The sequence below is a fragment of the Lysobacterales bacterium genome, assembly GCA_016703225.1.
In the GTDB taxonomy this organism is placed as follows: Bacteria; Pseudomonadota; Gammaproteobacteria; order Xanthomonadales; family Ahniellaceae; genus JADKHK01.
The window spans coordinates 61660-87335 of record JADJCM010000010.1; the positions used below are offsets into that span (position 1 = coordinate 61660).

Sequence of the window (25676 nt, forward strand, 5' to 3'; positions counted from 1 at the left end):
AAGGGAGGCGCGCCATGAGCGAATTGCATCAGCGGCTGGCAAATGGATTTCCGGAGCGCGCCACGTCGTCACGGGGTTCGATGCCGACCGATTCCAGAGGAGTCACACAGTGGGTGGCAGCCTTGCCGCTGGCCAATCCGCTCCTGGCTTCTCGGGATTTGCTGCAAGGCATGCGCGAAATCAATGCCGTGCGCCTGGACGCCGCGGCGCGCATGCACGCGCTTGAACTGATGCGTTCGCCGGCAGCACAGTTGGTCGCACAGGCGGACCGGCAGGTGATCGGTTCCTCTTTCCCGTTGCCGCAATCCAAACAACAGTTGGGGATGCAGTCGCGGGAGTTTCACGAGTTGCTGGCGATCGGCTACCGCATGGTGCTGCACGATCTCTGCATTCCGGAGGGCAAGCTGCCCTTCCTCAAGGGCGGCGCGGCCGCACTCGCCGCTGCGCGCGCAATCAGTCATGCCGCCGAATCGATGTTGCGCGGCTACCTGCTTTACTTGGTGCCAGCGCCAGGCATGTGGCGGGCCGCGCATGACGTATTCCGGTTTGCCGATGCCATCGGCATCGCGGACAAGGTCTCGAGCGATCCGCTGCTCGGCAAGGCCGCGATCAGCCCGAAGCAGTGCTACGCGCACCTGCTGCTGGCAGCGATCAGCAATCCCTATCGGCTGTCGCAGCGGGAGATGGCCGACGCACATGAAGTCATGCGACCCTGGGCCGCCTACTGCGACCTCTCGACCGCCGGCGGTGCCAGCGATTTCGACGTCGCGCAGGACGAAGACCGCGGTCCCGGCTACACCCCCGAAGAGCGCCATGCTGCGGGCGCGCATCGCGTATCGTTCTCGCCGGCGCGCGCGCAGGAATATCTGGAGCGCGAACTGTCGCTGGCTGGAACGATGGGCGGGCCGATCAGCTTCGGCCTCAAGGGCGGGACCAAGACCTCGGTTTCACCGGATCTGGTCCGACGCCTGATGTCGGCCTGGAGACCGCAGTTCGACCGCAACCACTCGCGCCTGTCGGCCGGGCACGAACTGGAGACGCTGATCGGACTGCATTCCATCCACTTCCATTTGAGCGGGCAACTCGACTTCGAGAACTTCGTGCGCGAACTGCGCGGTCCCGGCATCAGCCTGAGCGAACGCGACAAGACCGCGTCCTGGGCGCAGGGCAGTGGTCATGAGTCGGCGCGGGCGCTGCCGACGCGCGCGCGCGTGCTTGACCAGGGCCTCGGCGGCTACCGCCTGCAGTGGAGCACCGAGAGCGGCGCCAAGGCGCGCATCGGCGAACTGGTCGGCCTGGCAGTGCCCGACGACGAGGATGCAGCCGAGCGCGAATGGATGATCGGCGTGATCCGTTGGCTGCGCTTTGGCCTGGACGGCCAGGTCGATGCGGGGGTCGAATTGCTCGCGCGTCAAGCCGAGCCGGCGGCGTTGCGCATCTCGGAGAGCGGCAGCAGTTTCAAAACTCCAGTGCGTGCGATCGAACTGGAGCCGCTGCATCCGGGCAACGGGAGCGGCAGTTTCCTGGCGCCGAGCATTGGCGAGCGCAGCTTTGCGCGCATCGAGGTGTCGATGCGCCCGGAGCGCTACGCCGAAACCCGCGAGCCGCGTGTACAGGTGATCGCCGACATCGACCTGCTCGAACATACCGGCGCTTACCTGCGGGTCGCGCAGCGGACGAAAACCCCGGAAAATAGCGTCGCATGAACGAGTCCATTCCGCATTCCGCGCCGCTTCCGCGCCGGCGCTCCGTACCCGTGCGCGTCGGAAGCGTGGTCGTCGGCGGCAACGCACCGGTCGTCGTGCAGTCAATGACCAACACCGACACCGCCAACATCAACGCGACCACGCAGCAGATCGGCGAACTGTGGCGTGCCGGTTCGGAGCTGGTGCGCGTCACCGTCAACAACGCTGAAGCCGCAGCCGCGGTGCCGCGCATCCGCGACCGTTTGGCGATGATGGGTGTCGCGGTGCCGATCGTCGGCGACTTCCACTACAACGGCCACCAGCTGCTGTCCGACGAACCGGCCTGCGCCGAGGCGCTGGCCAAGTTCCGCATCAATCCGGGCAACGTCGGCTTCGGGCGCAAGAAGGATGCGCAGTTCGCATCGATCGTCGAACTCGCCGCGCGCTTGGGCAAGGCGGTGCGCATCGGCGTCAACTGGGGTTCGCTCGATCAGGGCGTGCTGGCGCGGATGATGGACGAAAACGCCGCACGTGCCGAACCCTGGGACGCGACCACGGTGATGCGCGAGGCGCTGATCGTGTCGGCGCTCGAATCCGCGGCGCAGGCCGAGGCGCTCGGTCTCGGGCGCGACCACATCGTGCTCAGCTGCAAGGTCAGCGGCGTGCAGGACCTGATCGCGGTCTATCGGTCGCTTGCGGCGCGCTGCGATCATGCGCTGCACCTCGGCCTGACCGAAGCCGGCATCGGCTCGAAGGGCATCGTCGCCTCCACCGCCGCGCTGGCGGTACTGCTGCAGGAAGGAATCGGCGACACCATCCGCATCTCGCTGACGCCAGAGCCGGGCGAATCGCGCACGCGCGAAGTGATCGTCGCGCAGGAGCTGCTGCAGACCATGGGCCTGCGCGCGTTCACGCCGCTGGTCACCGCCTGCCCCGGTTGCGGTCGCACCACCAGCAGCTTCTTCCAGGAACTGGCCAAGACCGTGCAGGACCACGTGCGCGCGCGCATGCCGGAGTGGAAACTGCGCCACCCCGGCGTCGAAAACCTGACGCTGGCGGTGATGGGCTGCATCGTCAACGGCCCCGGCGAATCCAAGCATGCGCACATCGGCATCTCGCTGCCCGGCACCGGCGAAGCCCCCATCGCTCCGGTGTTCATCGACGGCGAGAAGGCGCATACCCTGCGCGGCGAACACATCGCCGAGGACTTCGTCGCCATCATCGAGGACTACGTCGTGACGCGGTTCCGTTCCTCGAACACCTAGATTCAGCGCGCATACTTCCGCGCGTCCTTCAGCAGCAGAAATCGCACAGCCGTAGACTTCAGTCGCCGTCGCAGTCACTCAAAGCCATTGCGGAACAGCGGACCCGAGCATTCGAAGATCTGCCGTGGCGAGTACATCACGTTGAACTGGGTGCCGTCGGGGATGCCGCCGGGCGAGTAGACGCTCCACTGGCCGCTCGGGTGCTGGTAGAGGTCGTAGTTGCGGTTGTCGCTGCTCCCGGTCCAGGGCGTGACCAGGACGATGGCGCAGGCGACATTGATGGCGGCGGCGTCAATGAACATCGAGGTGCCACCGAAGATGCTGGCGCCGCTGGCGTAGGCGCGAAACACCGACGGGCTCGGTTCCTGGGTGTAGACATTGAACGCGGCGCCGTTCGGCATCGAGAAACCGTCGCCGCTCTGCACGTACCAGTTGTTGTCGGCGTAGGTGTACACCCCGGTCGGGTGATTGTTGTAGACGCCGGCGCCGCCCGCCGGATTCCAGTTGTGGGTCACGAACACCATCGCGTTGGGATTGCCGTTGACGCTGCTGTCGTTGAGTTGGCTGGAAGCAGTGCTGCTCGACAGGGTGTGCAGGAAGCGGCCGCCGCCGGTGGCGGGCTCGAACAGGTTGAAGCCAGCGTTGGCTGGCATCGGTGTCAGTGGGTTCTCGGCGTACACCGACCAGGTCGCCGGTGCGCCGGACTGGAAGACTCCGAAAGGAGCGAGCAGTGAGCCGCCCGCGATCGAGTGGTTGGCCGTGGCCTGCAGTCGCGCGCTGGCGGCGCCAATGATCGAGGGGTGGCTGAGGTCGAACCAGTTGTTGCCGCTCGGAATGGCGGGTGCCGCAGCGCGGAACCAGGCGTCGCCAAACTCGTAAGCGCCGATATCGACCGCAATTTCCTTCACGCGGCGGAATCCGTCGGCGTCGAGGAATGGCAATGCCACGCCCGGGGCGAAGATCAGGGCGAAGCCGTCACCCGCATTGCGCGCAGGCGAATCGCTCGCGAGGTAGGGGCGCTCGCGCGAGATCAGCTTCGGGTCGGCAGTGATGGTGGAGGCGCCGGCCGGGGTGAAGCCGGTGCCGAAGCCGGCGTTGCCGTTCAGCAGGTTGAAGCCGTTGGTGACGCCGCTGGCCAGCGCCTGCTGGTACACCGCCTGCAGGCCGTAGCCGATCAGGTTGTTGAACACATAGCCGCCGATCGCTTGCGTGGTCAGCGGCGTCGAGAACGGACGCACGCCGAGATAGGCGCCGAGCGAGAGATCGGTCAGCGTGTTGTTGACCAGGTAGGCGGACATCGCGCCTTCGCCGCCGAAAGCGCAGATGCCGGTGCCGACCCGATGTGCCGAGGGCGTGACCACGTTGCTGAAGGCGCGCATCGTCAGCACGGAAGTCGCTGTGGCGCCGGAACCGATCACGCCGCAGAGCGCGCCGTAGGTAAACGAGCCGAACACGCGGTTGCCGACGAGGTCAAGGTCGAGCTTGGCGGACTGGGTTACCAAGCCGAGGACGCCATAGGCCGAGGTGCTGTCATCGGGCACCTCGAAGTGGTTGAAGCGGACATCCGCTTCCAGTGTGCCGACGGAACTGCCGATGAAGAGCGGGTTCGCGGTGCCGCCGCGGCGGCGATAGTGATTGTTCTCGAAGCGCAGGCTGTAGCTGCCGCTGCCGGCCTGCTGGAACTCGAAGTTGGCATTGCCGCTGGTGTCTTCGATATCGACCCGGCGCACATCGACGCTGACCGCCGCCGCCGTGACCGAGTGCAGCGTCACGCCGCCATTGCGCAGGCGGATGCCATCGATGACGATACTGGTGGCGCTGCCCATCACGCTCTGGATGCCGACGCCGCTGGGAAACAGCGGGTGGTAGCCGCTGGCAGCGACCAGGGTGATCGAGCGCGGCAGGTACAAGTCCCCGCCGCTGCCATTGCCGCCGATGCTGGCCGGGTTGTCGGCGGCGATCTCGACGGTGAAGTTCGCCGGTTGCGCATCGACGCAGGCCTGCAGCGTGCCGTTGCAGGGCGCACTGGCTGCGGGCCAGATCACGCCCTGGGCGTTGCAGGAGAGGGCGGCAACGAGGCCCAGCAGGAAGATCAGAGCACGCATGGCACACCTCGCAAAATTGTGAGGGAATGATACGCGCAGTCGCGATGTGCCGCTCAGGTCGCCGGTTCCACCGACTTGAGTGGCTCGCGCGTGGCGTGGCGGCGTGCGAGTTGCGCCTCGCGGTGCGCGATGTAGGCGCTGGAAACCAGAATGATCGCGGCACCGATCAGCGTCCAGCGGTCGACGCGTTCATCGAACAGCAGCCAGCCGGCGATCGCGACCACCGGCAGCTGCGTGAAGCTGATCGGGGTCAGTGCCGAGACGTCGCCGAGCTTGAGCGCGCGCGTCCACAGCATGTGCCCGCCGGTACCGAAGAACCCGGCGGCGATCACCCATAGCCAGGCGATGCCGACCGGCCACTGCCAGACCCACAGCGCCGGCAACAGCGACATCGGCACCCAGATCAGGGTGGTGAAGAAGACGATACGGTCCGCCGGTTCGAGTGCGGAAAGCTGCTTGATCTGGATCGAGACCAGGCCGGTCAGGAATGCAGAGGCGACCGCGACCAGCATGCCCAGGCTGAAGTCCGCCGAGCCCGGTCGCGTGATTACCAGAACCCCGACGAAACCGATCGCGACCGCGCTCCAGCGCCGCGCGTGCACGCGCTCGCCGAGGAACAGTACCGCGGCGATGACGACGAAGATCGGCGACGAGTACGATAGCGCCACCGCCTGCGCCAGTGGCAGGTGCCCGATCGCCCAGAAGCCGCAGAACATGCCGATCACGCCGATCAGGCAGCGCAGCAGGTAACGCGGCAGGTGCTGCGTGCGCAGCAGACCCGGACCGTGGCGGTAGAGCAGCGGCAGCGTCGCGACCAGGCCGAAGAAGTTGCGAAAGAACGCCACCTCGAAGGTATGCAGCGTGTGCGAAGCGAGGCGGATCGCGACCGCCATCAGCGCGAACAGCACGGCGCTGCAGAGCATCAGCAGGGCGGCAGTCAGGTGCGGATTGCGGCGCGGTGGGGGCGACATGGACGGCCCAGTCTATCTGTGCCACGCGGCGCGACCGCATCAAGGCCGGCATGCCCGGGATTTGCCCGCTGCCCGGTTACGGCGCCATTCAACTGTGCGACGCTTCGCATCATGACGATCGCGAAGAGAACGCAAGGCCTGTTGCTCCTGTTCTTGTTGTTCGGTGGCGGCTGCGCGCGTGCACCGGACGAACAGAAGTTGCGCGACACCATCGCGGCGATGGAGTCGGCACTCGAATCCGACGAAGCGGGCGAATTCATGGAACACGTCGCCGAAGATTTTATCGGCCAGCAAGCCGGCGTCGATCAGCGCCAGTTGCGCGCATTGCTGGTTGCACAGACCCTGCGTCACGAGAACATCGCGGTACTGCCTGGTCCGCTGGAAGTGAAGCTGTTCAAGGGCCGCGCCACCGTGAAGTTCCGCGCGCTGGCCACCGGCGGCCGCTGGTTGCCGGACAGCGGCCGCCAGTTCGACATCGAATCGCACTGGCGCATCGAAGACGGCGGTTGGGTGTGCTTCCGCGCCGATTGGCGGTGACGCCACCCTGTAGGAGGGCCACTCGTGGCCCGAATGCTCTTGGGCGGGGGTACCAGGGGCCAAGAGAAATCACCCCCCAACCTTGCCCCCACCGCGCGTGTACGCCAGCCACATCCACTCGATCAGCGCGACCGTGGCGACCATCAGCAACGCGACCCCGTAGGCGAACAGCAACGCCTGCCACTTGGCCGCGGCCACCATCGGCGCGGCGCCGTTGCGCCAGGCGTAACGCACCAGTTCGCGTGGCGTGGTTTCGGTACGCGGTCCCTTGCTCGCGAGCCAGTCGCGCAACAGGCCCGGCGTGTTCGTCCAGTACTGCTCGGCGCGTTGCCAAAGCGCATTGGCTGCGACCTTGTCGCGGCTGCGTTTGAGCAGTTCCGGTGCCCACTGCGCGAGCAGGCGTTCGGCGTCGGCGAGCGAGAGCTTTTGGTCGGGCGAGCTGACGCCAAGGGGTTTGCCGACTTCGAGCGCGACGCCCAGCACGAGCTCCTGCGAGCCTTCCTCGACCGCGCGCGCCAGTGCGTGGATGGTCCCGGTCTGCAGGCCGGTGACCAGTACTGCGATCAGCAGCACGACGAAGCCGCAGACGCGAAACAGCGCGGCCAGCCAGCGCGGCCCGCGTTCGCCATGCTCGTTCCAGCCGAGCGCGCGCCCGAGCCGATACAGCAGCCAGGTACCGAGCACAACCGCGCCGGCGCCGAGCAGCGCGTGCAGGGTGAAAGTCGCGCCGTAGCGCAGCACGAGATCCAGCATCCGGCTTCAGTCCTTGATCGAAATGGATTCAACGTACATCAGTTCGCAGGCGCCGTTGCCGCCATCGTCGCGGCTGAGCGAACTGCGCCAGCGCCAGCCGTCGTCGCGCGTTGCTTCAACGAGCACACCTTTCGCCGCCACGATCTGCCCCGGGCGCAGCGCCGCGATCTGGCGTTCGACGACGCTGTTCGCGGGGATGACATGGATGTTCGCCGCCGAGCGCGTGATTTCCGCCTCGGGGATCGGCGGCGCATCGCGCCACCGCCAGGTCAGGAAACGCACCGACTGCTGCAGCCCGAGTTGCTCGATCACTGCGGTGTCGGACATCCGCCCCCAGCCGATGCCCAGATCCAGCGGTGACAGCGCCGACTCTTCATCGAAGCGATAGCGCGACACCAGCAGCACCCGCGCTTCGAACTCGAACGTGGCCAGCGGCGTCAACGTGAACGCATCGCGCAGCAACGGCTGCGCTCGGTCCAGCTCGCGTTGCAGCGGTTCGCTCGCCACCAGCACCCCCGCCGGTCGCGGCAATGCCCGGTGCGTCCACGCATCCCAGCCCTGGACCAGCGCCAACACCCCGATGGCCACCCACAGCACGCGTCGCGACATGAGCGCGATTCTGCCAGACGCGTCCAGCAAAAAGGCCGCCTCGCGGCGGCCTTGAAGAATTGCGTGGGGAATCGTCCCGGCTCAGTTTTCTGCGAGTTTCAGTCGCGGTCCGGCCCGGAATGTGAAGTCCTGGAAGAGATAGCGGGTCTGGTCCGATGGTGTTGAACAGTGCACACGCTGGGCCAGCGCTCGCAATTCGCGTTCGTGCATGGATTCGGGCGCGGAGTCGAGCGCCACCACTTCTGCGGCGCCACCGCCGGGCTTGATCGCGACCAGGAACTCGACCAGGCCCGTGGTCTCGGTGCGCGCGGTGACCCAGCTGCCGTTCATCGGGCGCAGGAACTCGCATTGGTCAGCTCCCACGGCCCAATCCACGTGACGCGGTTCCGGGTGCGCCCGGTTGGCTTCGAAGGCCGGACCGTGGGTCTCGAGCAGCGCGATGGTGCGCTCACGGATGCCGGCTTCTTGTCCTCGATCGAGTCGCGCGTAGGCATCCTTGAGCAGGGCCGCGACCAGTTGATCGTCCGGTCCGGCCGTCTTGGTGTCTTCTCGGCGGTAGTACGAGAACACCTGCGCCCAGGCCATGGCCTCGAGCGGGTTTCCAGAATCGGCATGGGCGAGCGAGAGCTTGTAGGCGGCGGTGACGCGTCCACGTTCAAACGCTTGGGTCAGCCAGGTGATCGAGCGCTCCAAATCATAGGGCGCAACCGCTGCGCCCTTGCGCCTGGACTGGCGCTGCAGGGAACCGAGGTCATACATCGCGTACGAATTGCCGCCCTCCGCGGCGGCCAGGATTCGCGCGGCGGCGGCGCGCGTGGCGTCGTTGTCCTCGGCATGGATGGTCAGCGCCAGGTCCTCGGGGGACACGGCAGCAGGCGGGACGGAGCCGGTGGCGCCGACCGCGGCCGCAAAGGCCAACGCGAAGCTCGACAGCAGCAGGGGCCGGAAGCGGGATTGACGCATCGACAATTCCTTTTGGGTTGGGCAGGGTGGTTTGCGTCACGCATTGTAACCAAGATCGCTCCTCCAGCAAAAAGGCCGCCTTGCGGCGGCCTTCCTGTGGTCTCGGACGGGGCGGCCTACGCGGCTTTCGCGAGCTGGCGCAGGACGTAGTGGAGCAGGCCGCCGTGGCGGTAGAACTCGACTTCCTTGGGCGTCAGCAGCAGCACCTTGACGCGGAACTGCTTGTCTTCGCCGTCGCCGCGGGCGATGACGCCGATCTCCTTGGCGGCGCCGTCGTGCAGGCCGGCGATCTCGAAGGTCTCCTTGCCGCTGAGGCCGATGGTCTGCGCGTTCTGGCCGTCCATGAACTGCAGCGGCAGTACGCCCATGCCGACCAGGTTCGAGCGGTGGATGCGCTCGAAGCTCTCGGCGATGACCGCCTTGACGCCGAGCAGCATCGTGCCCTTGGCGGCCCAGTCGCGCGAGGAGCCGGTGCCGTACTCCTTGCCGGCGATGACGATCAGCGAGGTGCCATCCTTCTTGTAGCGCATGGCGGCGTCGTAGATCGACAGCTTGTCGCCGCTTGGCGCGTGGACGGTGTTGCCGCCTTCTTCGCCACCGAGCATCAGGTTCTTGATGCGGATGTTGGCGAACGTGCCGCGAACCATCACGTCGTCGTTGCCGCGACGTGCGCCATAGGAGTTGAAGTCGGCCTTGACCACGCCACGGCTCTGCAGGAACGCACCGGCCGGCGACGTCGCCTTGATGTCGCCCGCGGGCGAAATGTGGTCGGTGGTGATCGAGTCGCCGAACACGCCGAGCACGCGCGCGCCATGGATGTCGTGGATCTTGCCGACATTCATGGTCATGCCTTCGAAGTACGGCGGGTGCTTGATGTAGGTCGACTCGTCCCAGACGTAACGATCGCCCTCCGGGCTCTGCACCGCGTTCCAGCGGGCATCGCCCTTGAACACGTCGGCGTAGTTCTTGTGGAACATGTCCGGACCGATGGTGGCGAGGATCGCGTCCGAGATCTCCTTGTTGCTCGGCCAGATGTCGCGCAGATAGACCGGTTGTCCGTTCTGGTCGGTGCCGAGCGCGTCCTTGCTGAGGTCGATGTCGACGGTGCCGGCAATCGCATAGGCGACGACCAGCGGCGGCGACGCGAGGTAATTCATCTTCACTTCCGAATGCACGCGGCCTTCGAAGTTGCGATTGCCCGAGAGCACCGAAGCGACCACGAGGTCACCGTCGGCAATGCCCTTGCTGACTTCCGGCGGCAGCGGTCCCGAGTTGCCGATGCAAGTGGTGCAGCCGTAGCCGACAACGTTGAATTTCAGTGCTTCCAGCGCCTCGATCACGCCGGCCTTTTTCAGATAGTCGGTGACCACCAGCGAGCCCGGGCCAAGCGAAGGCTTCACCCACGGCTTCACCTTCAGGCCCTTGGCGACTGCCTTCTGCGCCAGCAGGCCAGCGCCGAGCATCACCGCCGGATTCGAGGTGTTGGTGCAGGAGGTGATCGCCGCGATCACCACTGCGCCATCCTTGAGTTCGTATTCGCCGTTCACGTTGGCCGAACCCGGGGTGGCCGCCTTCGACTTGCCGACGCGTGCATCGGCCATCGGCTTGAGATTGTCGCGGAAGTTCTGCTGCACGCCTTCGAGCAGCACGCGGTCCTGCGGACGCTTTGGTCCGGCGAGCGACGGCTTGACCGAGGCCATGTCGAGTTCGAGCACGGCACTGTAGTCGGCGTCGGGCGCATTGGCGTCGCGCCACATGCCCTGGGCCTTGGCATAGGCCTCGACCAGGGCGATCTGGTCTTCGCTGCGACCGGACAGACGCAGGTAGTTCAGCGCTTCACCGTCGACCGGGAAGATGCCGCAGGTGGCGCCGTATTCCGGGGCCATGTTCGCGATCGTCGCGCGATCGGCGAGCGCGAGATGATCGAGCCCCGGGCCGAAGAACTCGACGAACTTGCCGACCACGCCCTGCTTGCGCAGCATCTGGGTGACGGTCAGCACCAGGTCGGTCGCGGTCGCGCCTTCCGGCAGCTTGCCGCTGAGCTTGAATCCCACGACCTGCGGGATCAGCATCGATGAAGGTTGGCCGAGCATCGCCGCTTCCGCCTCGATGCCACCGACGCCCCAGCCAAGCACACCGATGCCGTTGATCATCGTCGTGTGCGAGTCGGTGCCGTAGACGGTGTCCGGGAACGCGAAGGTTTCGCCGTGTTCTTCCTTGGTCATGACCACGCGCGCCAGGTGCTCCAGGTTAACCTGATGCACGATGCCGGTGCGCGGCGGCACTACCTTGAAGTTGCGGAACGCCTTCTGGCCCCAACGCAGGAAGGAATAACGTTCGCCGTTGCGGCCGAATTCGATTTCGACGTTTTCATCGACCGCGGTCCTGGTGCCGAACTTGTCGACCTGCACCGAATGATCGATGACCAGTTCGGACGGGATCAGCGGGTTGATCTGTTCGGGTTTGCCACCGAGCTTGGTCACCGCGTCGCGCATCGCGGCAAGGTCGACGACGCAAGGCACGCCGGTGAAGTCCTGCAGCACCACGCGTGCCGGCATGAAGCTGATCTCGGTGTCCGGTTCCGCCTTCGCGTCCCAGTTCGCGACCGCCTCGACCTCCTTCATCGTGATGTTGAGCCCGTCCTCGAAACGCAGCAGGTTCTCGAGCACGATCTTCATCGAATACGGCAGGCGCTTGATGTCGTGCTTCTGCCCGAATTTCGCCAGAGAGTAGAAACGGTAGTTCTTGTCGCCGAGGCGCAGCGTGTCGAGCACCGAGAACGTATCGCGCATGATGTTTCCTTTGCGGAACAGAAAGTTGCGGGGGAGGGCGTCGAGATGTTCCAACGCTGAAAGCGCGCAATTATCGCGCAGAAGCCGGCCGCGAGCCAAACGCTGGCGTACGGGGCTAGTGTCCGTTGTTGCGAGCCTGCATCCGCCTCAGGCTGCCTTGACGAGACGGAGCCGGACCTGCAACCCGGCCGCCGCCGCCATGTCGACCAAGGACTCAATGCTGAAGAGATGGATCTTGCCGCGTACCAGGTCGGAAATCCGCGGTTGGGTCACCCCCAGCAACGCCGCCGCCTTGGCCTGCGTCAATCCACTCGCTTCGATATGCCTGGCCAGCGCGATCATCAACGACGAACGCAGCTTCATGCTCTCGGCTTCGCCCGTGGAATCCTCGATCGCGTCCCAGACGCTGGTGAAGCGTTGCTTTTTCATGGGTTGCGTTCCTTCATTAGGTCGCGATAACGGGCGCGCGCGAGTTCGATATCGGTCTTGCGGGTGCGTTGTTCTTTCTTCTGGAAGCAATGCAGCACGAACACGGCTTCGGTCAGACGACAGATGTAGATCACTCGGTACTCGCCAGACTCATCGTTGAGACGGATTTCCTCAACGCCGCGGCCAATGTCCGGCATCGGCTTGAAGTCAGATGGCACCAGTCCCTGCTGAAGGCGGTCCAGTTGGTGGCCGGCGCTTCTGCGCGCGGCCAGCGGAAAATCGCGCAACTCGATCAACGACGACCCGCGAAACTCCAAGCATTTGACCCTCGGTGTCATGGCTGAAACATACAAGTCTCAGTATGAGTTGCCAAGTCCTGTTCAGCCGCCCCCCAAACTCCGCGCCATCACCAGCCATTTGCGGCGGCGCCAGAACAGGGCGCCAGCCGCTGCCGCCGACGTGGCGCCACATGGCGGCGGCGCGGATGGCGGCGAGGAGCAGGGCGCGGATCTGGTGGACGACGCGTTCTTGCTGCAGCAGATGCGGGACGCCGTGCACCATGACCCGCGGCTGCAGGTTGCTGACAGTCTGCAGGTAGGCGTCGGAGAGTCGGGCGAGCACGGTTTCGTGGCGATCGCCGAGGGCGCTGCGCGCTCGCTCGATGTCGGCGATGCGTTCGCGCAGTTCGCCGGCGAGCTTGGCGTGGGTCATCAGCCTGCGTTCCAGACGCAGCACGGTGATGCCCATGCGCATCACTGCATCGCCGGGGTTGCGGTCGAGGTGCTGGGCGGCGAGCTTCAGCCCGCTGCGCATGCGTGCCGGCGGGTACAGCGACTCTGCGTCGGGGCTGTCGATGGCAAAGATCGCAGCGAGCAGCGCTTCACCGTCCTCGGTATCGTAGCGGCCGGTCTCGGCCAGTTGCTGCACGCAGCCGAGCGCCTGGAACATCGCGGCGAAGGCGAGCACCTGCTCGCGATCACGATTCATGCCAGCCCTCCGTAGCAAGCGTTGGTGGCTTCGATGACGGCTCCGCCAAGGCACTCGGCCCCGTCGTAGAACACCACCGACTGCCCCGACGTGACTGCCCGCTGCGGCTCGTCGAACACGACCGCAAGCCTGCCGTCTGCATGCATTTCGACCGCACAGTCCTGGTCAGGTTGCCGGTAGCGGGTCTTGGCCGCGCTGCGGAACGCGGCGCCCGGGGCGGTCCCGGCCACCCAACTCGGCGAATGCGCGGTGATGCGTGTGGAAAACAACATCGGATGCTCCGTTCCCTGGACTGCGATCAGCACATTGCGCGCGAGGTCTTTGCCGACCACGAACCACGGCGCTTCGGAACAGCCGCGCACGCCGCCGATGCCGAGACCTTCGCGCTGGCCGATCGTGTAATAGCAGACCCCTTGGTGCTGGCCAATGGCTTGCCCCTCCGGCGTCTCGATCACACCTGGTTGCGCGGCGACATAACGCGACAGGAACTCGCGGAAGCGGCGCTCGCCGATGAAGCAGATGCCGGTCGAGTCCTTCTTGGCGAAGGTCGGCAGGCCGGCTTCGCGTGCAATGCGACGCACCTCGGGTTTGGGTAGATGACCGATCGGAAACAGCGTGCGCGACAGCGCGTGCTGGCCGATCAGGTGCAGGAAATAGCTCTGGTCCTTGTTCGGGTCGGCGCCGCGCAACAGGCGGTAGCGGCCATCGACAGCATCGACCTGGGCGTAGTGTCCGGTCGCGATGCGCTGTGCGCCGAGGTCCGCGGCGTGCTCGATGAAGGTCTTGAACTTGATCTCGCGGTTGCACAGCACGTCCGGATTTGGCGTGCGCCCGGCGCGGTACTCGGCGAGAAAGGTCTCGAACACGCCGTCCCAGTACTCGGCGGCGAAGTTGCGCGTGTGCAGGGGGATGCCGATCTGCTGGCACACGGCGGCGGCATCGCGCGCGTCCTGCTCGGCCGGACAGGCGCCGGAAGCATCGTCCTCCTCCCAATTCTTCATGAACATGCCGGCCACGTCGGCGCCACTGCGTGCAAGCAGCAGGGCGGTGACCGAGGAATCGACGCCGCCGGAAATACCGACGATGATGCGTTCGCCGCTCACGCCGTGACGATCCTGAGGCCATGGCCATCGATCAGGTTCAGGCGATCGAGTGGCGCCACGCCGCGCTCGATGTAGTCGTGCAGGCAGTGCCGCACCAGCGGGCTGCGACTCGGCACCGGGTGCGCAGCCAGCGCCTCGGCGCTCAGCCACACCGCACGTTCGATGCCTTCGTCGAGGGCGCGGCTGTTGTGGTGCGCAATCGGTCGCGCCGCCAGCGCCACGCGCAGGAAGCTCATGCCATCGTGCGGACTGGTCCACTGATAGACGCCGACCAGCCCGATCGGTTCGATCTGCCATGCCGTCTCTTCCAGGGTCTCGCGCACCGTCGCCGCCAGCAAGGACTCGCCGTCCTCCAGATGTCCCGCCGGCTGGTTCAGCACCAGCGCGCCGCGCACCCATTCCTCGACGAACAGGAAGCGGCCGTCGCGCTCGACCAACGCGGCCACGGTGACATCGGGTTTCCAGGTGGTTGCGGACATGGCGTGGGGCTGAATGGATCGCGCATTCTAGCCGAGCCCAAGCGGCTGCAGCTTGATCGATCCGGATCCGTGCCCATGTTGCGTTCGGGCCGCGGCGGCGACACGGCCGCGGCTTATACTCCGGCCATGAGCTTCGAGATCCAGTGCATGACGTCTTCGCCCACCGAAACCGACCGCGAACAGGGCACGGTCGTGGAGGAGGCGCGCCCGGAGTTGGCCAAGCCGCCGATGTACCAGGTGGCGCTGTTGAACGACGATTACACGCCGATGGATTTCGTGGTGTCGGTATTGCAAATTTTCTTCCAGATGGACCTCGCGCGCGCGACGCAGGTGATGCTTCACGTGCACACTCGCGGTAAGGGCGTTTGCGGCGTGTTCACCCGGGAAGTGGCAGAAAGCAAGGTGACGCAAGTCAACGAGTTTTCCCGCAGCCATCAGCACCCGCTGATGTGCACGATGGAAAAACTCTGAGGAGTCGGACATGTTCAGCAAGGACCTCGAGCAAACCCTGGCGCAGTGCTACAAGGACGCGCGCGAACGCCGCCACGAGTTCATGACGGTCGAGCATCTGCTGGCGGCGCTGCTCGAAAACCCGTCCGCAGCTTCGGTATTGCGTGCGTGTGGCGCTGACTTCAAGAAGCTCGCGACCGATATCCGCAGCATCATCGCCGAGACCGTGCCGGTGCTGCCGAGCGGCGACACCCGCGACACCCAGCCGACGCTCGGCTTCCAGCGCGTGTTGCAGCGCGCCGTCTATCACGTGCAGTCTAGTGGGCGCTCCGAAGTCACCGGGGCCAACGTGCTGGTGGCGATCTTCGGCGAGAAGGATTCGCACGCGGTGTATTTCCTCAATCAACAGGAAATCTCGCGCCTAGACGTGGTCAACTTCATCTCGCACAAGATCGCCAAGATCGGCCACGAGCCAAAGCCGGGCGAAGCTGCCGATGCGGTCAAGCCCGAGGCCGAGGGCAATGACGAGAGCAAGGGCAACCCGCTCAGCGAGTTCACCGTCAATCTCAACGAGCTCGCGCGCGCTGGCAAGATCGACCCGCTGATCGGTCGCCAGGACGAGGTTGAGCGCACCATCCAGGTGCTCTGCCGCCGGCGCAAGAACAACCCGCTGTTCGTCGGCGAGGCCGGGGTCGGCAAGACCGCGATCGCCGAAGGCCTGGCGCGGCGCATCGTCGAGGGCAACGTGCCGGCGGTGCTCAAGGACGCGGTGATCTACTCGCTCGACCTCGGCGCGCTGGTCGCGGGCACCAAGTATCGCGGCGATTTCGAGAAGCGCCTGAAAGCGGTGATCGTCGAGCTGAAGAAGGAACCGAACTCGGTGCTGTTCATCGACGAGATTCACACCATCATCGGTGCCGGGTCGGCTTCGGGCGGCACCATGGACGCGTCCAACCTGATCAAGCCGGCGCTGACCTCGGGTGAAATGCGCTGCATCGGCTCGACCACCTTCCAGGAATTCCGCCAGATTTTCGAGAAGGACCGCGCGCTTGCTCGCCGCTTCCAGAAGATCGACGTGGTCGAGCCGACCATCGCCGACACGCTCGAAATCCTCAAGGGCCTGAAATCGCGCTTCGAGGAGTTCCACCAGATCGAGTACACGCCGGACGCGTTGAAGGCGGCGGTGGATCTCTCCGTGCGCCACATCGGCGACCGCTTGCTGCCGGACAAGGCGATCGACGTGATCGACGAAGCCGGGGCGCGCCAGCGACTGGTGCCCGACGCGGATCGCAAGACCACGGTCGATGTGCCAGAGATCGAATACATCATCGCCAAGATGGCGCGCATCCCGCCCAAGCAGGTATCGGTCTCCGACCGCGAAGTGCTGCGCAACCTCGACCGCAACCTGAAAATGGTCGTGTTCGGGCAGGAAGACGCGATCGACTCGCTCGCTGCAGCGATCAAGATGGCGCGCTCCGGCCTGGCCAATCCGGCCAAGCCGATCGGAGCGTTTCTGTTCACCGGGCCGACCGGCGTCGGCAAGACCGAAGTGACGCGCCAGTTGGCGATGCAACTCGGCATCGAACTGATCCGCTTCGACATGAGCGAATACATGGAAGCGCATTCGGTCTCGCGCCTGATCGGCGCACCGCCGGGTTACGTCGGCTTCGACCAGGGCGGCCTGCTCACCGAGGCGGTGACCAAGCACCCGCACGCGGTGGTGCTGCTCGACGAGATCGAGAAGGCACACCCGGATGTGTTCAACATCCTGCTGCAGGTGATGGACCGCGGCATCCTCACCGACACCAACGGTCGCGAGGCCAATTTCAAGAACGTGGTGCTGGTGATGACCACCAATGTTGGCGCCGCACAGGCGGCTCGGCGCACCATCGGCTTCGTGCACCAGGACCATTCCACCGATGCCATGGAGATCCTGAAGAAGGCATTCACGCCGGAGTTCCGCAATCGCATCGACGCCATCATCCAGTTCAAGCCGCTGGACATGGAGCACATTCTGCGCGTGGTCGACAAGTTCCTGATCGAACTGGAGGCGCAGTTGCACGAGAAGCGAGTGTCGCTGTCGGTCGGTGCCGACGCGCGGCGCTGGCTGGCCGAGAACGGCTTCGACCCGATGATGGGCGCGCGGCCGATGGCGCGCATCATTCAGGACAGCATCAAGCGGCCGCTTGCCGACGAGTTGTTGTTCGGCAAGCTCGCCGAGGGCGGTCGCGTCGACGTCGCCGTGCGCGACAACAAGCTCGTACTCGACTGTGCCCCGGAGGAGCCGGCCAAGGCCCCGCCGGAGCCGGCCGAAGCCACCTCCTGACCCGCCCATCCGCGCAGTCACCGTTTGTGAAAATCGTTTTCACAGCCGAACCGGGATCCTCAGCCTTCTCTTGAAGGAGGGGATCCATGCGACATCTCGTACAAGCAAACCGGAACGCGCATCAAGCTCGGCTGGCGGCACTGATCGGCCTGGCGTTCGTCGGGCCGGCGTTGGCCATTGGCGATGGACCGGTGCTCAGCACGCACCTCGATCAATCCAGGATCGAACACGGACAGGTCGATTTCCAGGAAGTGTTCGACCATGGCCACGGTCTTTTCGTCGCCAAGTTCAACACCCACGACGGCCAGAGCCGGCCCGCGACCACCGGCGGCGGCGCTGCGCGCGTACCCGGATCTGCCCCCCGGTTCATCCGCACCTCGGCACCGGACGCGAATTCCTGCGCCGGTTGCCACAATGATCCCTTCGTCGGCGCTGCCGGCGACATCGTTGCCAATGTCTTCGTGCTGGCGCAAACGCTGGACCCGGTCACCGAGTCGGTTTCGCCGAACCAGAGCAACGAGCGCAATACGCTCGGCATGCAGGGCTCGGGCGCGATCGAGATGCTCGCCCGCGAGATGACCGTCGAGATCCAGGCGCAGCGCAGCAGCGCCATCGCCCTGGCGGCCCAGACTGGCCAGAACGTCACGCGCGCGCTTGCGAGCAAGAACGTCCGCTTCGGTTCGCTGGTCGCCAAGCCCGACGGCAGTGTCGACACCACCGGCGTCGCTGGCGTCAATGCCGACTTGATCATCCGCCCCTTCCACCAGAAGGGCGCGGTGATTTCGCTGCGCGAGTTCACCAACAACGCCATGAACCATCACCATGGCATGCAGTCGGAGGAGCGCTTCGGGCCAGCGCGCACCGGCAGCAACGACTTCGATCAGGATGGCGTCGCGAGCGAACTCAGCGTCGGTGACATCACCGCCGCCACCATCTACCAGGCGGCCCTGGCCACGCCGGGCCAGGTGCTGCCGGATGACGTGCCGTCGTTGCGCGCCATCATCCGCGGCGAACAGACCTTCAGCGGCGTCGGCTGTTCGGGTTGCCACGTGCCGGAGATGCAACTCGACTCGCGCTACTTCGATGAACCCAATCCGTTCAATCCATCCGGAAACCTCGCGCCTGGCGACGTGACCGGAATCTTCCGTTTCGACCTCAGCAGCGAAGGCGAGCTTCCGCGCCTGGAAGCGACACCGGATGGCGGGGCGATCGTGCGTGCCTACACGGATCTGAAGCGCCACAACCTATGCGACGCCGAGATCCGTCACTTCTGCAACGAACTCGTTGTTCAGGGCGGCATTCCCACCGAATCGTTCCTGACGCGCAAGCTCTGGGACGTCGGCAATTCCGCTCCCTACGGCCACCGGGGCGACTTGACCACGATCACAGAAGCCATTCTCGCGCACGGTGGCGAAGGTCGCGCCGCGCGCAACGCTTTCGCTGCACTTGCCAGGCCGCGGCAGGACGAGGTCGTGGAGTTTCTGAAGTCCTTGCAGATGCTGCCGCCAGGCACACCTGCTCTGATCGTCGACAAGCGCATGCAGCCGGTGGACAAGGCGTTGGTGCGCGATCGCGATCGACCGTCGCGCTGATCGCCACTCCCTGAGGTTCGGGTCCGCCAATGAAAAACGCCGCGAGTGATCGCGGCGTTTTGCTACTCGGTGCAGGCAGGCATCACTTCATGCGGTAGGTGATGCGGCCCTTGGTGAGGTCGTAGGGGGTCATTTCGACCTTGACCTTGTCGCCGGTGAGAATGCGGATGTAGTTCTTGCGCATGCGTCCGGAGATGTGTGCCGTGATGATGTGGCCGTTGTCGAGTTTGACGCGGAACATCGTGTTCGGCAGCGTCTCGGCAACCGTGCCTTCCATCTCGATCTGATCGTCTTTGGACATGCGTTCCCGCGGAAAAAGGGGTTCTAAGGGGCGCGGATTCTGACACGGAAGCCCCGAGTGTCAACGCTTGCGTCGTTCAGAGAGTCAGTTCCGACGTGGACCTGAGGCCGAATTCGACCGTCCAGCGCGGGTTTGCGGGGGGCTGCGTGCCGTGCTGCGAGAGTCCCGCAACGAAATCCGTGCGCGCCATCGTGTGCGCGCCGAGCCGCGTCAGATGACCGGATTCGACCTGGCCGTCGAGCCAGACGAAGCCGGCGGTGCGCAGCCACGCGGCGAGTGCGAACAGCGCCAGCTTGGAAGCGTTGGGACGGCGCGAGAACATCGACTCGCCGCAAAACACCCGGCCGATGGCAATGCCATAGAGGCCGCCGACCAGATCCCCGCCGTCGTGCACGGCGATGCAGTGCGCGTGTCCGAGTTCGTGCAGTTGCAGGTAGGCGTCGCGCATTGCCGCGGTGATCCAGGTTCCCTCGGCGTAGCTGCGCGGTGCAGCGCAAGCATCGATCACGGAGACGAAGTCGCGGTCGATGCGCAGGGTCCATGGGCAGGACCGTGCGAAGCGGCGAAAACGCGCGTTCGCGCGTGTGCTTGCGAGGTCGAACACCGCGCGCGGGTCGGGCGACCACCACAGGATCGGTTCGCCATCGTTGAACCAGGGAAAGATGCCGTTGCGATAGGCGAGCAGCAGGCGTTCCGGGCTGAGGTCGCCGCCGGCGCAAAGCAGGCCGTTGGGCTCGTCCAACGCCTGTTCGACCGGCGGAAACGGCAGCAGCGGCGCGCGCGGCAGGATCGGGATGCGGATCATGGTCCAAGTATGTCGCAGCGTGGCGGTTCGGGCTCGCGGAGGAAAAACGTCCGGCTGAAGCCGAACCCACAAGAGCACGGACGCTTTCGCTCCTGTGGGTCCGGCTTCAGCCGGACGCTTTCGCGGCTCGGTGCTCGCCGTACGGCGAGTGCTTCATGACCATCTCGCGATAGCGCTCCAGCTGCACCGCCTCGCGCCGCAGGTAGTCGGCAATCGCGGCGCGGAATCCGGGGTGGGCGAAGTAATGCCGCGAATGCGTGCGTACCGGCAGGAAGCCGCGCGCGATCTTATGTTCGCCGCCGGCGCCTGGCTCGAAGTGCTGCAGCCGCTGCGCGATCGCATGTTCGATTCCCTGGTAGTAGCAGGTCTCGAAGTGCAGTCCCGGGGCATCCTCGATGCAGCCCCAGTAGCGGCCGTACAGCGTGGTCGAGTCCTGCAGCAGAAACGCGCACGCGAGTGGTTCGTCGCGGCGATAGCCGATGACTGCGAGCGTCTGCTGCGGCAACGCTGCGCAGATTCGTGCGAAGAACGCCGGCGTCAGCGCCGCGGTGTTGCCCTTGTCGGCAAAGGTCCGTGCATAGCAGCGGTGCAGGAAATCGAGCAGGGGCGGGTCGATCTGGTGGCCCTGTCGGCGCTCGAAGCGCCAGCCTTCGCGCACGAGCCGCGCTCGCTCCTGGCGGATGTTCTTGCGCTTCTTTGCCTCAAGCGCCGCGAGAAAATCGGCGAAGTCGCGATAGCCGCGGTTGTGCCAGTGGAACTGCCAGTCAAAGCGCGGCAGCCAGTCGTCGGCGAACGCCGCGCATTCGGACTCGGGCAGGAAGTTCACATGCGCTGATGACCAGCGGCGCTCGTGCACGTCCGCAGCCAATGCATCGACCAGTGCGCGGCGGTCGTCTGCGCCGTGCGCCAGCAGCCTCGGTCCGCTGACCGGCGAGTAGGGCACCGCCACCAGGCGCTTCGGGTAGTAGTCGCCAAGACTGCGCTCGTAAGCGTCGGCAATGGCGAAGTCGAACACGAACTCGCCGTGCGAATTGGCCTTGCGCCAGGTCGGAGCGGCGGCGACCAGTTCGTCGCCGCGCCACAGCGTCAGGTGTTCGGCGCACCAGCCCAGTTCACGGCGCAGGCTGCCGCTTTGTTCGATGGCATCGAGGAATGCGTGCGCGACGAAGGGATGGTCGTCGCCGCGCAGTGCGTCCCAGTGCGCTGCCGGCACGGCTGCGATGCGATCGAGCCAGCGCGCGGCGATGGTCACCTCAAGTCAGCCCTGGGCGACGTGGTCCAGGTACTTCTCGGCATCGAGCGCGGCCATGCAGCCGAAGCCGGCCGAGGTGATGGCCTGGCGATAGACCTGGTCGGCGACGTCGCCAGCGGCGAACACGCCGGGAATGCTGGTGGCGGTGGCGCCGCCTTCGAGGCCGGTGCGGATGCGGAGATAGCCGTTGCGCATCTCCAGCTGGCCATCGAACAGCTGCGTGTTCGGCGAATGCCCGATCGCGATGAACACGCCCATCAGCGGGATTTCGCGGGTGGCGCTGGTGTCGACATGGCGCACGCGCATGCCGGTGACGCCAGATTCGTCGCCGAGCACCTCGTCCAGCGTGTGCTCGAGCACCAGTTCGATCTTGCCGGCCGCGACCTTCTCGTGCAGCTTGTCGATCATGATCTTCTCGGCCTTGAAGCTGGCGCGGCGGTGCACCAGCGAGACCTTGCGGCAGATGTTCGACAGGTACAGGGCTTCCTCGACCGCGGTGTTGCCACCGCCGATCACGGCCACGTCCTGGTCACGGTAGAAGAAGCCGTCGCAAGTCGCGCAGGCCGACACGCCCTTGCCCTTGAACGCTTCCTCGGAGGGCAGGCCGAGGTACTTCGCGGTCGCACCGGTGGCGATGATCAGCGCATCGGCGGTGTACTCGGCGTTGTCGCCGACCAGCCGGAACGGCCGCGCGCCCAGTTCCGCTGTGTGAATGTGGTCGAACACGATCTCGGTGCCGAAGCGCTCGGCATGCGCCTGCATGCGCGCCATCAGGTCCGGGCCCATCAGTCCGTGGGCATCGCCGGGCCAATTGTCGACCTCGGTGGTGGTCATCAGCTGGCCGCCCTGGGCAATGCCGGTGATCAGCACGGGCTTGAGGTTGGCGCGCGCGGCATAGACCGCCGCAGTGTAGCCGGCCGGACCGGAGCCGAGGATCAGCAGGCGGCTGTGCTTGGATGCGCTCATGTATGATTCCGTTGTGATTTTGCAGGTGCCGGCGTTCGGCGCGGAACGCGCAGCATGCGGGCGCAGGGCATCGATATCAAGCCTCGGTTCGCCGCCGCATGGTGCAGCGCCGGCGATCCCCAACCGATCGGAAAGACGTGACGAAGAGCAGCAAGGAGCAGCCCGCAGGGGTCGAACCGTCGGTGTGGGAGCAGCGCATCCGCGAAGCCGCGGTGCTGATGCTGATCCCGCTGATCGTCTACCTCGGCGTCTGCCTGTACACCTATCACCCGGGCGATCCGGGCTGGTCGCACGCCGGCTCGGATGCGCCGGTGCGCAACCTCGGCGGCGGCGTCGGCGCCTGGATCGCCGACCTGTCGCTGTACTTTTTCGGCGGCATGGCCTTCGCGTTTCCGCTGATGCTGGCCGCGATCGCGTGGCGACTGATCCGCGACGAAACGGCGCTGCCGGGCACGAAGCACGATTCCGCGTGGCTGCTGCTCGGTGCGGCCGGCTGGATCGTGAGCGGCGCCGGAATCGCGCACCTGCATTTCTTCGAGACCAACTCGCCGCTGCCGGCGAATGCCGGTGGCGTGGTCGGTGCCCTGTTCGGCGAGCTATTGCAGGGAGCATCCGGCGAACTCGGTGCAACCCTGTTCCTGCTCACGATTTTCCTGGTGATGCTGACCCTGTTCACCGGGCTCTCGTGGTTCCGGCTGATGGAGCGCATCGGCGATCTGGTGCTGGGCGTGATCGGCAAGCTGCGCGGCTTCTGGGAAACGCGCGAGGAACGGCGAGCAGTACGCGAGGTGCGTGAGGAGCGCGAGGAAGTGCGCAAGGTCGAGAAGGTCAAGCAGGCCAAGCGCGAACCGCTGAAGATCGAGCAACCGACGCCCGTGGTCGAGAAGAGCGAACGCGCCGAGCGCGAATTGCAGATTCCGCTGTTCACCTCCCTGCCTGCGGGCGAGCTGCCGCCGCTGTCGTTGCTCGATGATCCCAAGCCGCAGCCCAAGGGCTATTCGGAGGAGACGCTGGAGACGCTGTCGCGCCAGGTCGAGTTCAAGCTGCGTGACTTCAAGATCGATGCCCAGGTCGTCGGCGCGTATCCTGGTCCGGTGATCACGCGTTTCGAGATGCAGCCGGCACCGGGCGTGCGCGGTGGACAGATCAGCAACCTCGACAAGGACATCGCGCGTGGCCTGAGCGTGCAGTCGGTGCGCGTGGTCGATGTGATCCCGGGCAAGTCGGTGATCGGCCTCGAAATCCCGAACGTGAACCGCGAGATCGTCTATCTCTCGGAGATCCTGCGCTCGAAGGAATACGACAAGATCGCCTCGCCCTTGGCGCTCGCGCTCGGCAAGGACATCGGCGGTCGCCCGACCGTGGTCGATCTCGCCCGCATGCCGCATCTGCTGGTCGCCGGCACCACCGGCTCCGGCAAGTCGGTGGCGCTGAACGCGATGGTGCTGTCGCTGCTGTACAAGGCGACCGCTTCGGATGTGCGCATGCTGATGATCGATCCGAAGATGCTTGAACTCTCGGTCTACCAGGGCATTCCGCACCTGCTGGCGCCGGTGGTCACCGACATGAAGGAGGCCGCCAACGGGCTGCGCTGGTGCGTCGGCGAGATGGAACGGCGCTACAAGTTGATGTCGGCGGTCGGTGTGCGCAACCTCGGCGGTTTCAACAAGAAGGTCGAGGACGCCGAGAGCAGCGGCCATCCTTTGCTCGATCCGTTGTTCAAGCCGGTGCCGGACATGCCGCAGCTGTCGGCCGAGCCGCTGGAGACACTGCCGTACATCGTCGTGATCATCGACGAATTTGCCGACATGATGATGATCGTCGGCAAGAAGGTCGAAGAGCTGATCGCCCGTCTCGCGCAGAAGGCGCGCGCCGCCGGCATCCATCTGATCCTGGCGACGCAGCGGCCGTCGGTCGACGTCATCACTGGCCTGATCAAGGCCAACATCCCGACCCGCATCGCGTTCCAGGTGTCGAGCAAGATCGATTCGCGAACCATCCTCGACCAGATGGGCGCAGAGTCCCTGCTCGGCCACGGCGACATGCTGTACCTGCCGCCCGGCACGGCGACGCCGGAACGCGTGCACGGCGCCTTCGTCAGCGACGACGAGGTGCATCGCGTGGTCAAGCACCTGCGTTCGATGACCAACAAGCCCGACTACATTCCCGGCGTGCTCGACGAAGTGCAGATGCTCGGCGATGGCCAGGTGATCGGTGCGACCGGCCTGCCGGAGGCCGATCCCGACGGCGCTGGCGGCGAGTCCGACGCCCTCTACGACCAGGCCGTGCGCATCGTCACCGAGACGCGGCGCGCATCGATCTCCGGTGTGCAGCGCCGGCTCAAGATCGGCTACAACCGCGCCGCGCGCATGGTCGAAGAGATGGAGGCCGCCGGCATCGTCAGCCCGCCCAGCCACAACGGCAACCGCGAAGTGCTGGCGCCGCCGCCGCCCAAGGATTGAGCCTCAACGGCCGTTCAGTGCTGCATGCCCATGATGGCGACACGGTTGTTCCGTGCCCGTAGGAGCGACCCCGGTCGCGACCGGCGACGTGGCAAGGTTCGGTCCTGCGGTCGCGACCGGGGTCGCTCCTACACGTTTTCATTGGAGAGTTCGATGCGATTTCTGATGTTGTGCCTGTTGCTGCTCTCGAACATCGCGATCGCGGCCGACGCGCGCGCGCGTCTGGAAGCGTTCGCGCACGGCCTCGATGCGCTGCGCGGCGAGTTCACGCAGACGACCATGGACGCCAACGGCAGCGTGCGGGAGGAGTCGCGCGGCACGCTGGCGCTGGCCGCGCCGCGCCAATTCCGCTGGCAATACGCCGAGCCGTTCCCGCAGTTGATCGTCGCCGACGGCGACAACGTCTGGATCTTCGACCAGGATCTCGACCAGGTGACGGTGCGCAACCAGTCGACCGAGGAATCGCAGTCACCGCTGACCGTGCTCGTCGATCTGTCCCAACTCGACCGTGACTACGTCGTGCAAGACCTCAAGGATCGCGATGGCCTGTCCTGGCTGGCAATGCTGTCGCGCGAGGACGAGCCGTCGTTCAAGCGCATCCAGATCGGCTTCGACGCAGCCGGCCCCGCGCGCATGGAACTCGAAGACCTGCTCGGCAACCGCACCGAGTGGCGCTTCTCGAACTGGCAACGCAACCCCAAGCTTGCTCCCGATACCTTCCACTTCACGCCACCGGAAGGCGTCGACGTGATCGGTGAGGCAGTCACGCCCGCCGAGGCCATTCCGCTGCGCTGAGGCGTGCTCGGACACGCCCGCCGCCGTTGAAGGATGGAGGCGGCGTTGT

22 protein-coding genes are annotated in these 25676 nt (G+C 65.7%); 8 read left to right on the top strand and 14 right to left on the bottom strand.

All coding sequences use genetic code 11. From position 1 onward, the window contains the following. The first annotated feature begins 14 nt into the window (after positions 1-14). Positions 15-1706 carry a hypothetical protein gene (locus IPG63_18735; GenBank protein MBK6729196.1) on the top strand — a complete coding sequence of 564 codons (1692 nt, stop codon included), beginning with the start codon at positions 15-17 and terminating at the stop codon, positions 1704-1706. Continuing rightward, entirely contained in the window at positions 1703-2950 is a 1248-nt protein-coding gene (gene ispG / locus IPG63_18740) for a flavodoxin-dependent (E)-4-hydroxy-3-methylbut-2-enyl-diphosphate synthase (protein MBK6729197.1), read from the top strand. Before IPG63_18735 ends, ispG begins: the two co-directional genes overlap by 4 nt. Positions 2951-3024: 74 nt before the next feature. Here ispG and IPG63_18745 read toward each other — a convergent pair whose 3' ends face one another. Together IPG63_18745 and IPG63_18750 are read right to left on the bottom strand one after the other, a co-directional pair. Further along, entirely contained in the window at positions 3025-5055 is a 2031-nt protein-coding gene (locus tag IPG63_18745; GenBank protein ID MBK6729198.1) for a hypothetical protein, read from the bottom strand. 53 nt (positions 5056-5108) lie between these two features. After that, a complete protein-coding gene (locus IPG63_18750; GenBank protein MBK6729199.1) occupies positions 5109-6026 on the bottom strand; it encodes a DMT family transporter in 918 nt (305 codons plus the stop codon). Between the two features lie 111 nt (positions 6027-6137). Here IPG63_18750 and IPG63_18755 point away from each other — a divergent pair, with 111 nt between their 5' ends. Further along, positions 6138-6563, top strand: coding sequence for a nuclear transport factor 2 family protein (locus IPG63_18755; GenBank protein ID MBK6729200.1), 426 nt, complete (start codon positions 6138-6140; stop codon positions 6561-6563). 69 nt (positions 6564-6632) lie between these two features. Here the strand turns inward: IPG63_18755 and IPG63_18760 are convergent, their stop codons facing one another. The 8 genes from IPG63_18760 to IPG63_18795 form a co-directional block, all read right to left on the bottom strand. Next, on the bottom strand, positions 6633-7316 hold the full coding sequence (locus IPG63_18760) for a hypothetical protein (GenBank protein MBK6729201.1): 684 nt from the start codon (positions 7314-7316) through the stop codon (positions 6633-6635). 6 nt (positions 7317-7322) lie between these two features. Continuing rightward, complete coding sequence (locus IPG63_18765; GenBank protein ID MBK6729202.1) at positions 7323-7925, bottom strand: hypothetical protein; 603 nt, start codon at positions 7923-7925, stop codon at positions 7323-7325. An 81-nt stretch (positions 7926-8006) separates the two neighbouring features. Next, positions 8007-8888 (bottom strand): hypothetical protein, encoded by an 882-nt coding sequence (locus IPG63_18770; GenBank protein MBK6729203.1) that lies wholly within the window; start codon positions 8886-8888, stop codon positions 8007-8009. A 116-nt stretch (positions 8889-9004) separates the two neighbouring features. Beyond that, positions 9005-11680 carry an aconitate hydratase AcnA gene (gene acnA, locus IPG63_18775; GenBank protein ID MBK6729204.1) on the bottom strand — a complete coding sequence of 892 codons (2676 nt, stop codon included), beginning with the start codon at positions 11678-11680 and terminating at the stop codon, positions 9005-9007. Positions 11681-11827: 147 nt separating this feature from the next. Beyond that, positions 11828-12109 carry an XRE family transcriptional regulator gene (locus IPG63_18780; protein ID MBK6729205.1) on the bottom strand — a complete coding sequence of 94 codons (282 nt, stop codon included), beginning with the start codon at positions 12107-12109 and terminating at the stop codon, positions 11828-11830. Next, positions 12106-12447, bottom strand: a complete 342-nt coding sequence (locus IPG63_18785) for a type II toxin-antitoxin system RelE/ParE family toxin (protein MBK6729206.1) — start codon at positions 12445-12447, stop codon at positions 12106-12108. The genes IPG63_18780 and IPG63_18785 overlap by 4 nt, the downstream gene beginning before the upstream one ends. A 645-nt stretch (positions 12448-13092) precedes the next feature. Then, on the bottom strand, positions 13093-14181 hold the full coding sequence (gene mnmA / locus IPG63_18790; GenBank protein MBK6729207.1) for a tRNA 2-thiouridine(34) synthase MnmA: 1089 nt from the start codon (positions 14179-14181) through the stop codon (positions 13093-13095). A gap of 14 nt (positions 14182-14195) precedes the next feature. Beyond that, the gene (locus tag IPG63_18795; GenBank protein MBK6729208.1) at positions 14196-14678 is read right to left on the bottom strand and encodes an NUDIX hydrolase; all 483 of its coding nucleotides are present in this window, start codon (positions 14676-14678) and stop codon (positions 14196-14198) included. Between the two features lie 147 nt (positions 14679-14825). On the opposite strand from IPG63_18795, the gene clpS reads away from it, so the two are divergent. The 3 genes from clpS to IPG63_18810 all read left to right on the top strand — a co-directional run bounded on the left by clpS (position 14826) and on the right by IPG63_18810 (position 19046). Then, complete coding sequence (clpS, locus tag IPG63_18800; protein MBK6729209.1) at positions 14826-15149, top strand: ATP-dependent Clp protease adapter ClpS; 324 nt, start codon at positions 14826-14828, stop codon at positions 15147-15149. Positions 15150-15159: 10 nt separating this feature from the next. Further along, positions 15160-17454 carry an ATP-dependent Clp protease ATP-binding subunit ClpA gene (clpA, locus tag IPG63_18805; protein ID MBK6729210.1) on the top strand — a complete coding sequence of 765 codons (2295 nt, stop codon included), beginning with the start codon at positions 15160-15162 and terminating at the stop codon, positions 17452-17454. A gap of 86 nt (positions 17455-17540) precedes the next feature. Then, a complete protein-coding gene (locus IPG63_18810) occupies positions 17541-19046 on the top strand; it encodes a hypothetical protein (GenBank protein MBK6729211.1) in 1506 nt (501 codons plus the stop codon). A gap of 82 nt (positions 19047-19128) precedes the next feature. On the opposite strand, the gene infA is transcribed toward IPG63_18810, so the two are convergent. The 4 genes from infA to trxB form a co-directional block, all read right to left on the bottom strand. Further along, positions 19129-19347 (bottom strand): translation initiation factor IF-1, encoded by a 219-nt coding sequence (gene infA / locus IPG63_18815; GenBank protein ID MBK6729212.1) that lies wholly within the window; start codon positions 19345-19347, stop codon positions 19129-19131. A gap of 76 nt (positions 19348-19423) precedes the next feature. Then, the gene (locus tag IPG63_18820; GenBank protein ID MBK6729213.1) at positions 19424-20152 is read right to left on the bottom strand and encodes a leucyl/phenylalanyl-tRNA--protein transferase; all 729 of its coding nucleotides are present in this window, start codon (positions 20150-20152) and stop codon (positions 19424-19426) included. 106 nt (positions 20153-20258) lie between these two features. Then, on the bottom strand, positions 20259-21404 hold the full coding sequence (locus IPG63_18825) for a GNAT family N-acetyltransferase (protein ID MBK6729214.1): 1146 nt from the start codon (positions 21402-21404) through the stop codon (positions 20259-20261). Between the two features lie 6 nt (positions 21405-21410). Then, positions 21411-22370 carry a thioredoxin-disulfide reductase gene (trxB, locus tag IPG63_18830; protein MBK6729215.1) on the bottom strand — a complete coding sequence of 320 codons (960 nt, stop codon included), beginning with the start codon at positions 22368-22370 and terminating at the stop codon, positions 21411-21413. A 98-nt stretch (positions 22371-22468) separates the two neighbouring features. Between trxB and IPG63_18835 the strand changes: the two genes are divergently transcribed. Beyond that, positions 22469-24832, top strand: coding sequence for a DNA translocase FtsK 4TM domain-containing protein (locus IPG63_18835; protein ID MBK6729216.1), 2364 nt, complete (start codon positions 22469-22471; stop codon positions 24830-24832). A 153-nt stretch (positions 24833-24985) separates the two neighbouring features. Next, positions 24986-25627: an outer membrane lipoprotein chaperone LolA gene (gene lolA, locus IPG63_18840; protein MBK6729217.1), complete on the top strand. Its 642-nt coding sequence runs from the start codon at positions 24986-24988 to the stop codon at positions 25625-25627. Positions 25628-25676 lie beyond the last annotated feature (49 nt).

Excerpts from the sequence above, each read along its gene's own strand:
- IPG63_18735 (MBK6729196.1), top strand. The coding sequence starts at position 15 with ATGAGCGAATTGCATCAGCGGCTGGCAAATGGATTTCCGGAGCGCGCC.
- ispG (MBK6729197.1), top strand. The coding sequence starts at position 1,703 with ATGAACGAGTCCATTCCGCATTCCGCGCCGCTTCCGCGCCGGCGCTCC.
- IPG63_18745 (MBK6729198.1), bottom strand. The coding sequence starts at position 5,055 with ATGCGTGCTCTGATCTTCCTGCTGGGCCTCGTTGCCGCCCTCTCCTGC.
- IPG63_18750 (MBK6729199.1), bottom strand. The coding sequence starts at position 6,026 with ATGTCGCCCCCACCGCGCCGCAATCCGCACCTGACTGCCGCCCTGCTG.
- IPG63_18755 (MBK6729200.1), top strand. The coding sequence starts at position 6,138 with ATGACGATCGCGAAGAGAACGCAAGGCCTGTTGCTCCTGTTCTTGTTG.
- IPG63_18760 (MBK6729201.1), bottom strand. The coding sequence starts at position 7,316 with ATGCTGGATCTCGTGCTGCGCTACGGCGCGACTTTCACCCTGCACGCG.
- IPG63_18765 (MBK6729202.1), bottom strand. The coding sequence starts at position 7,925 with ATGTCGCGACGCGTGCTGTGGGTGGCCATCGGGGTGTTGGCGCTGGTC.
- IPG63_18770 (MBK6729203.1), bottom strand. The coding sequence starts at position 8,888 with ATGCGTCAATCCCGCTTCCGGCCCCTGCTGCTGTCGAGCTTCGCGTTG.
- acnA (MBK6729204.1), bottom strand. The coding sequence starts at position 11,680 with ATGCGCGATACGTTCTCGGTGCTCGACACGCTGCGCCTCGGCGACAAG.
- IPG63_18780 (MBK6729205.1), bottom strand. The coding sequence starts at position 12,109 with ATGAAAAAGCAACGCTTCACCAGCGTCTGGGACGCGATCGAGGATTCC.
- IPG63_18785 (MBK6729206.1), bottom strand. The coding sequence starts at position 12,447 with ATGACACCGAGGGTCAAATGCTTGGAGTTTCGCGGGTCGTCGTTGATC.
- IPG63_18795 (MBK6729208.1), bottom strand. The coding sequence starts at position 14,678 with ATGTCCGCAACCACCTGGAAACCCGATGTCACCGTGGCCGCGTTGGTC.
- clpS (MBK6729209.1), top strand. The coding sequence starts at position 14,826 with ATGACGTCTTCGCCCACCGAAACCGACCGCGAACAGGGCACGGTCGTG.
- clpA (MBK6729210.1), top strand. The coding sequence starts at position 15,160 with ATGTTCAGCAAGGACCTCGAGCAAACCCTGGCGCAGTGCTACAAGGAC.
- IPG63_18810 (MBK6729211.1), top strand. The coding sequence starts at position 17,541 with ATGCGACATCTCGTACAAGCAAACCGGAACGCGCATCAAGCTCGGCTG.
- infA (MBK6729212.1), bottom strand. The coding sequence starts at position 19,347 with ATGTCCAAAGACGATCAGATCGAGATGGAAGGCACGGTTGCCGAGACG.
- IPG63_18820 (MBK6729213.1), bottom strand. The coding sequence starts at position 20,152 with ATGATCCGCATCCCGATCCTGCCGCGCGCGCCGCTGCTGCCGTTTCCG.
- trxB (MBK6729215.1), bottom strand. The coding sequence starts at position 22,370 with ATGAGCGCATCCAAGCACAGCCGCCTGCTGATCCTCGGCTCCGGTCCG.
- IPG63_18835 (MBK6729216.1), top strand. The coding sequence starts at position 22,469 with ATGGTGCAGCGCCGGCGATCCCCAACCGATCGGAAAGACGTGACGAAG.
- lolA (MBK6729217.1), top strand. The coding sequence starts at position 24,986 with ATGCGATTTCTGATGTTGTGCCTGTTGCTGCTCTCGAACATCGCGATC.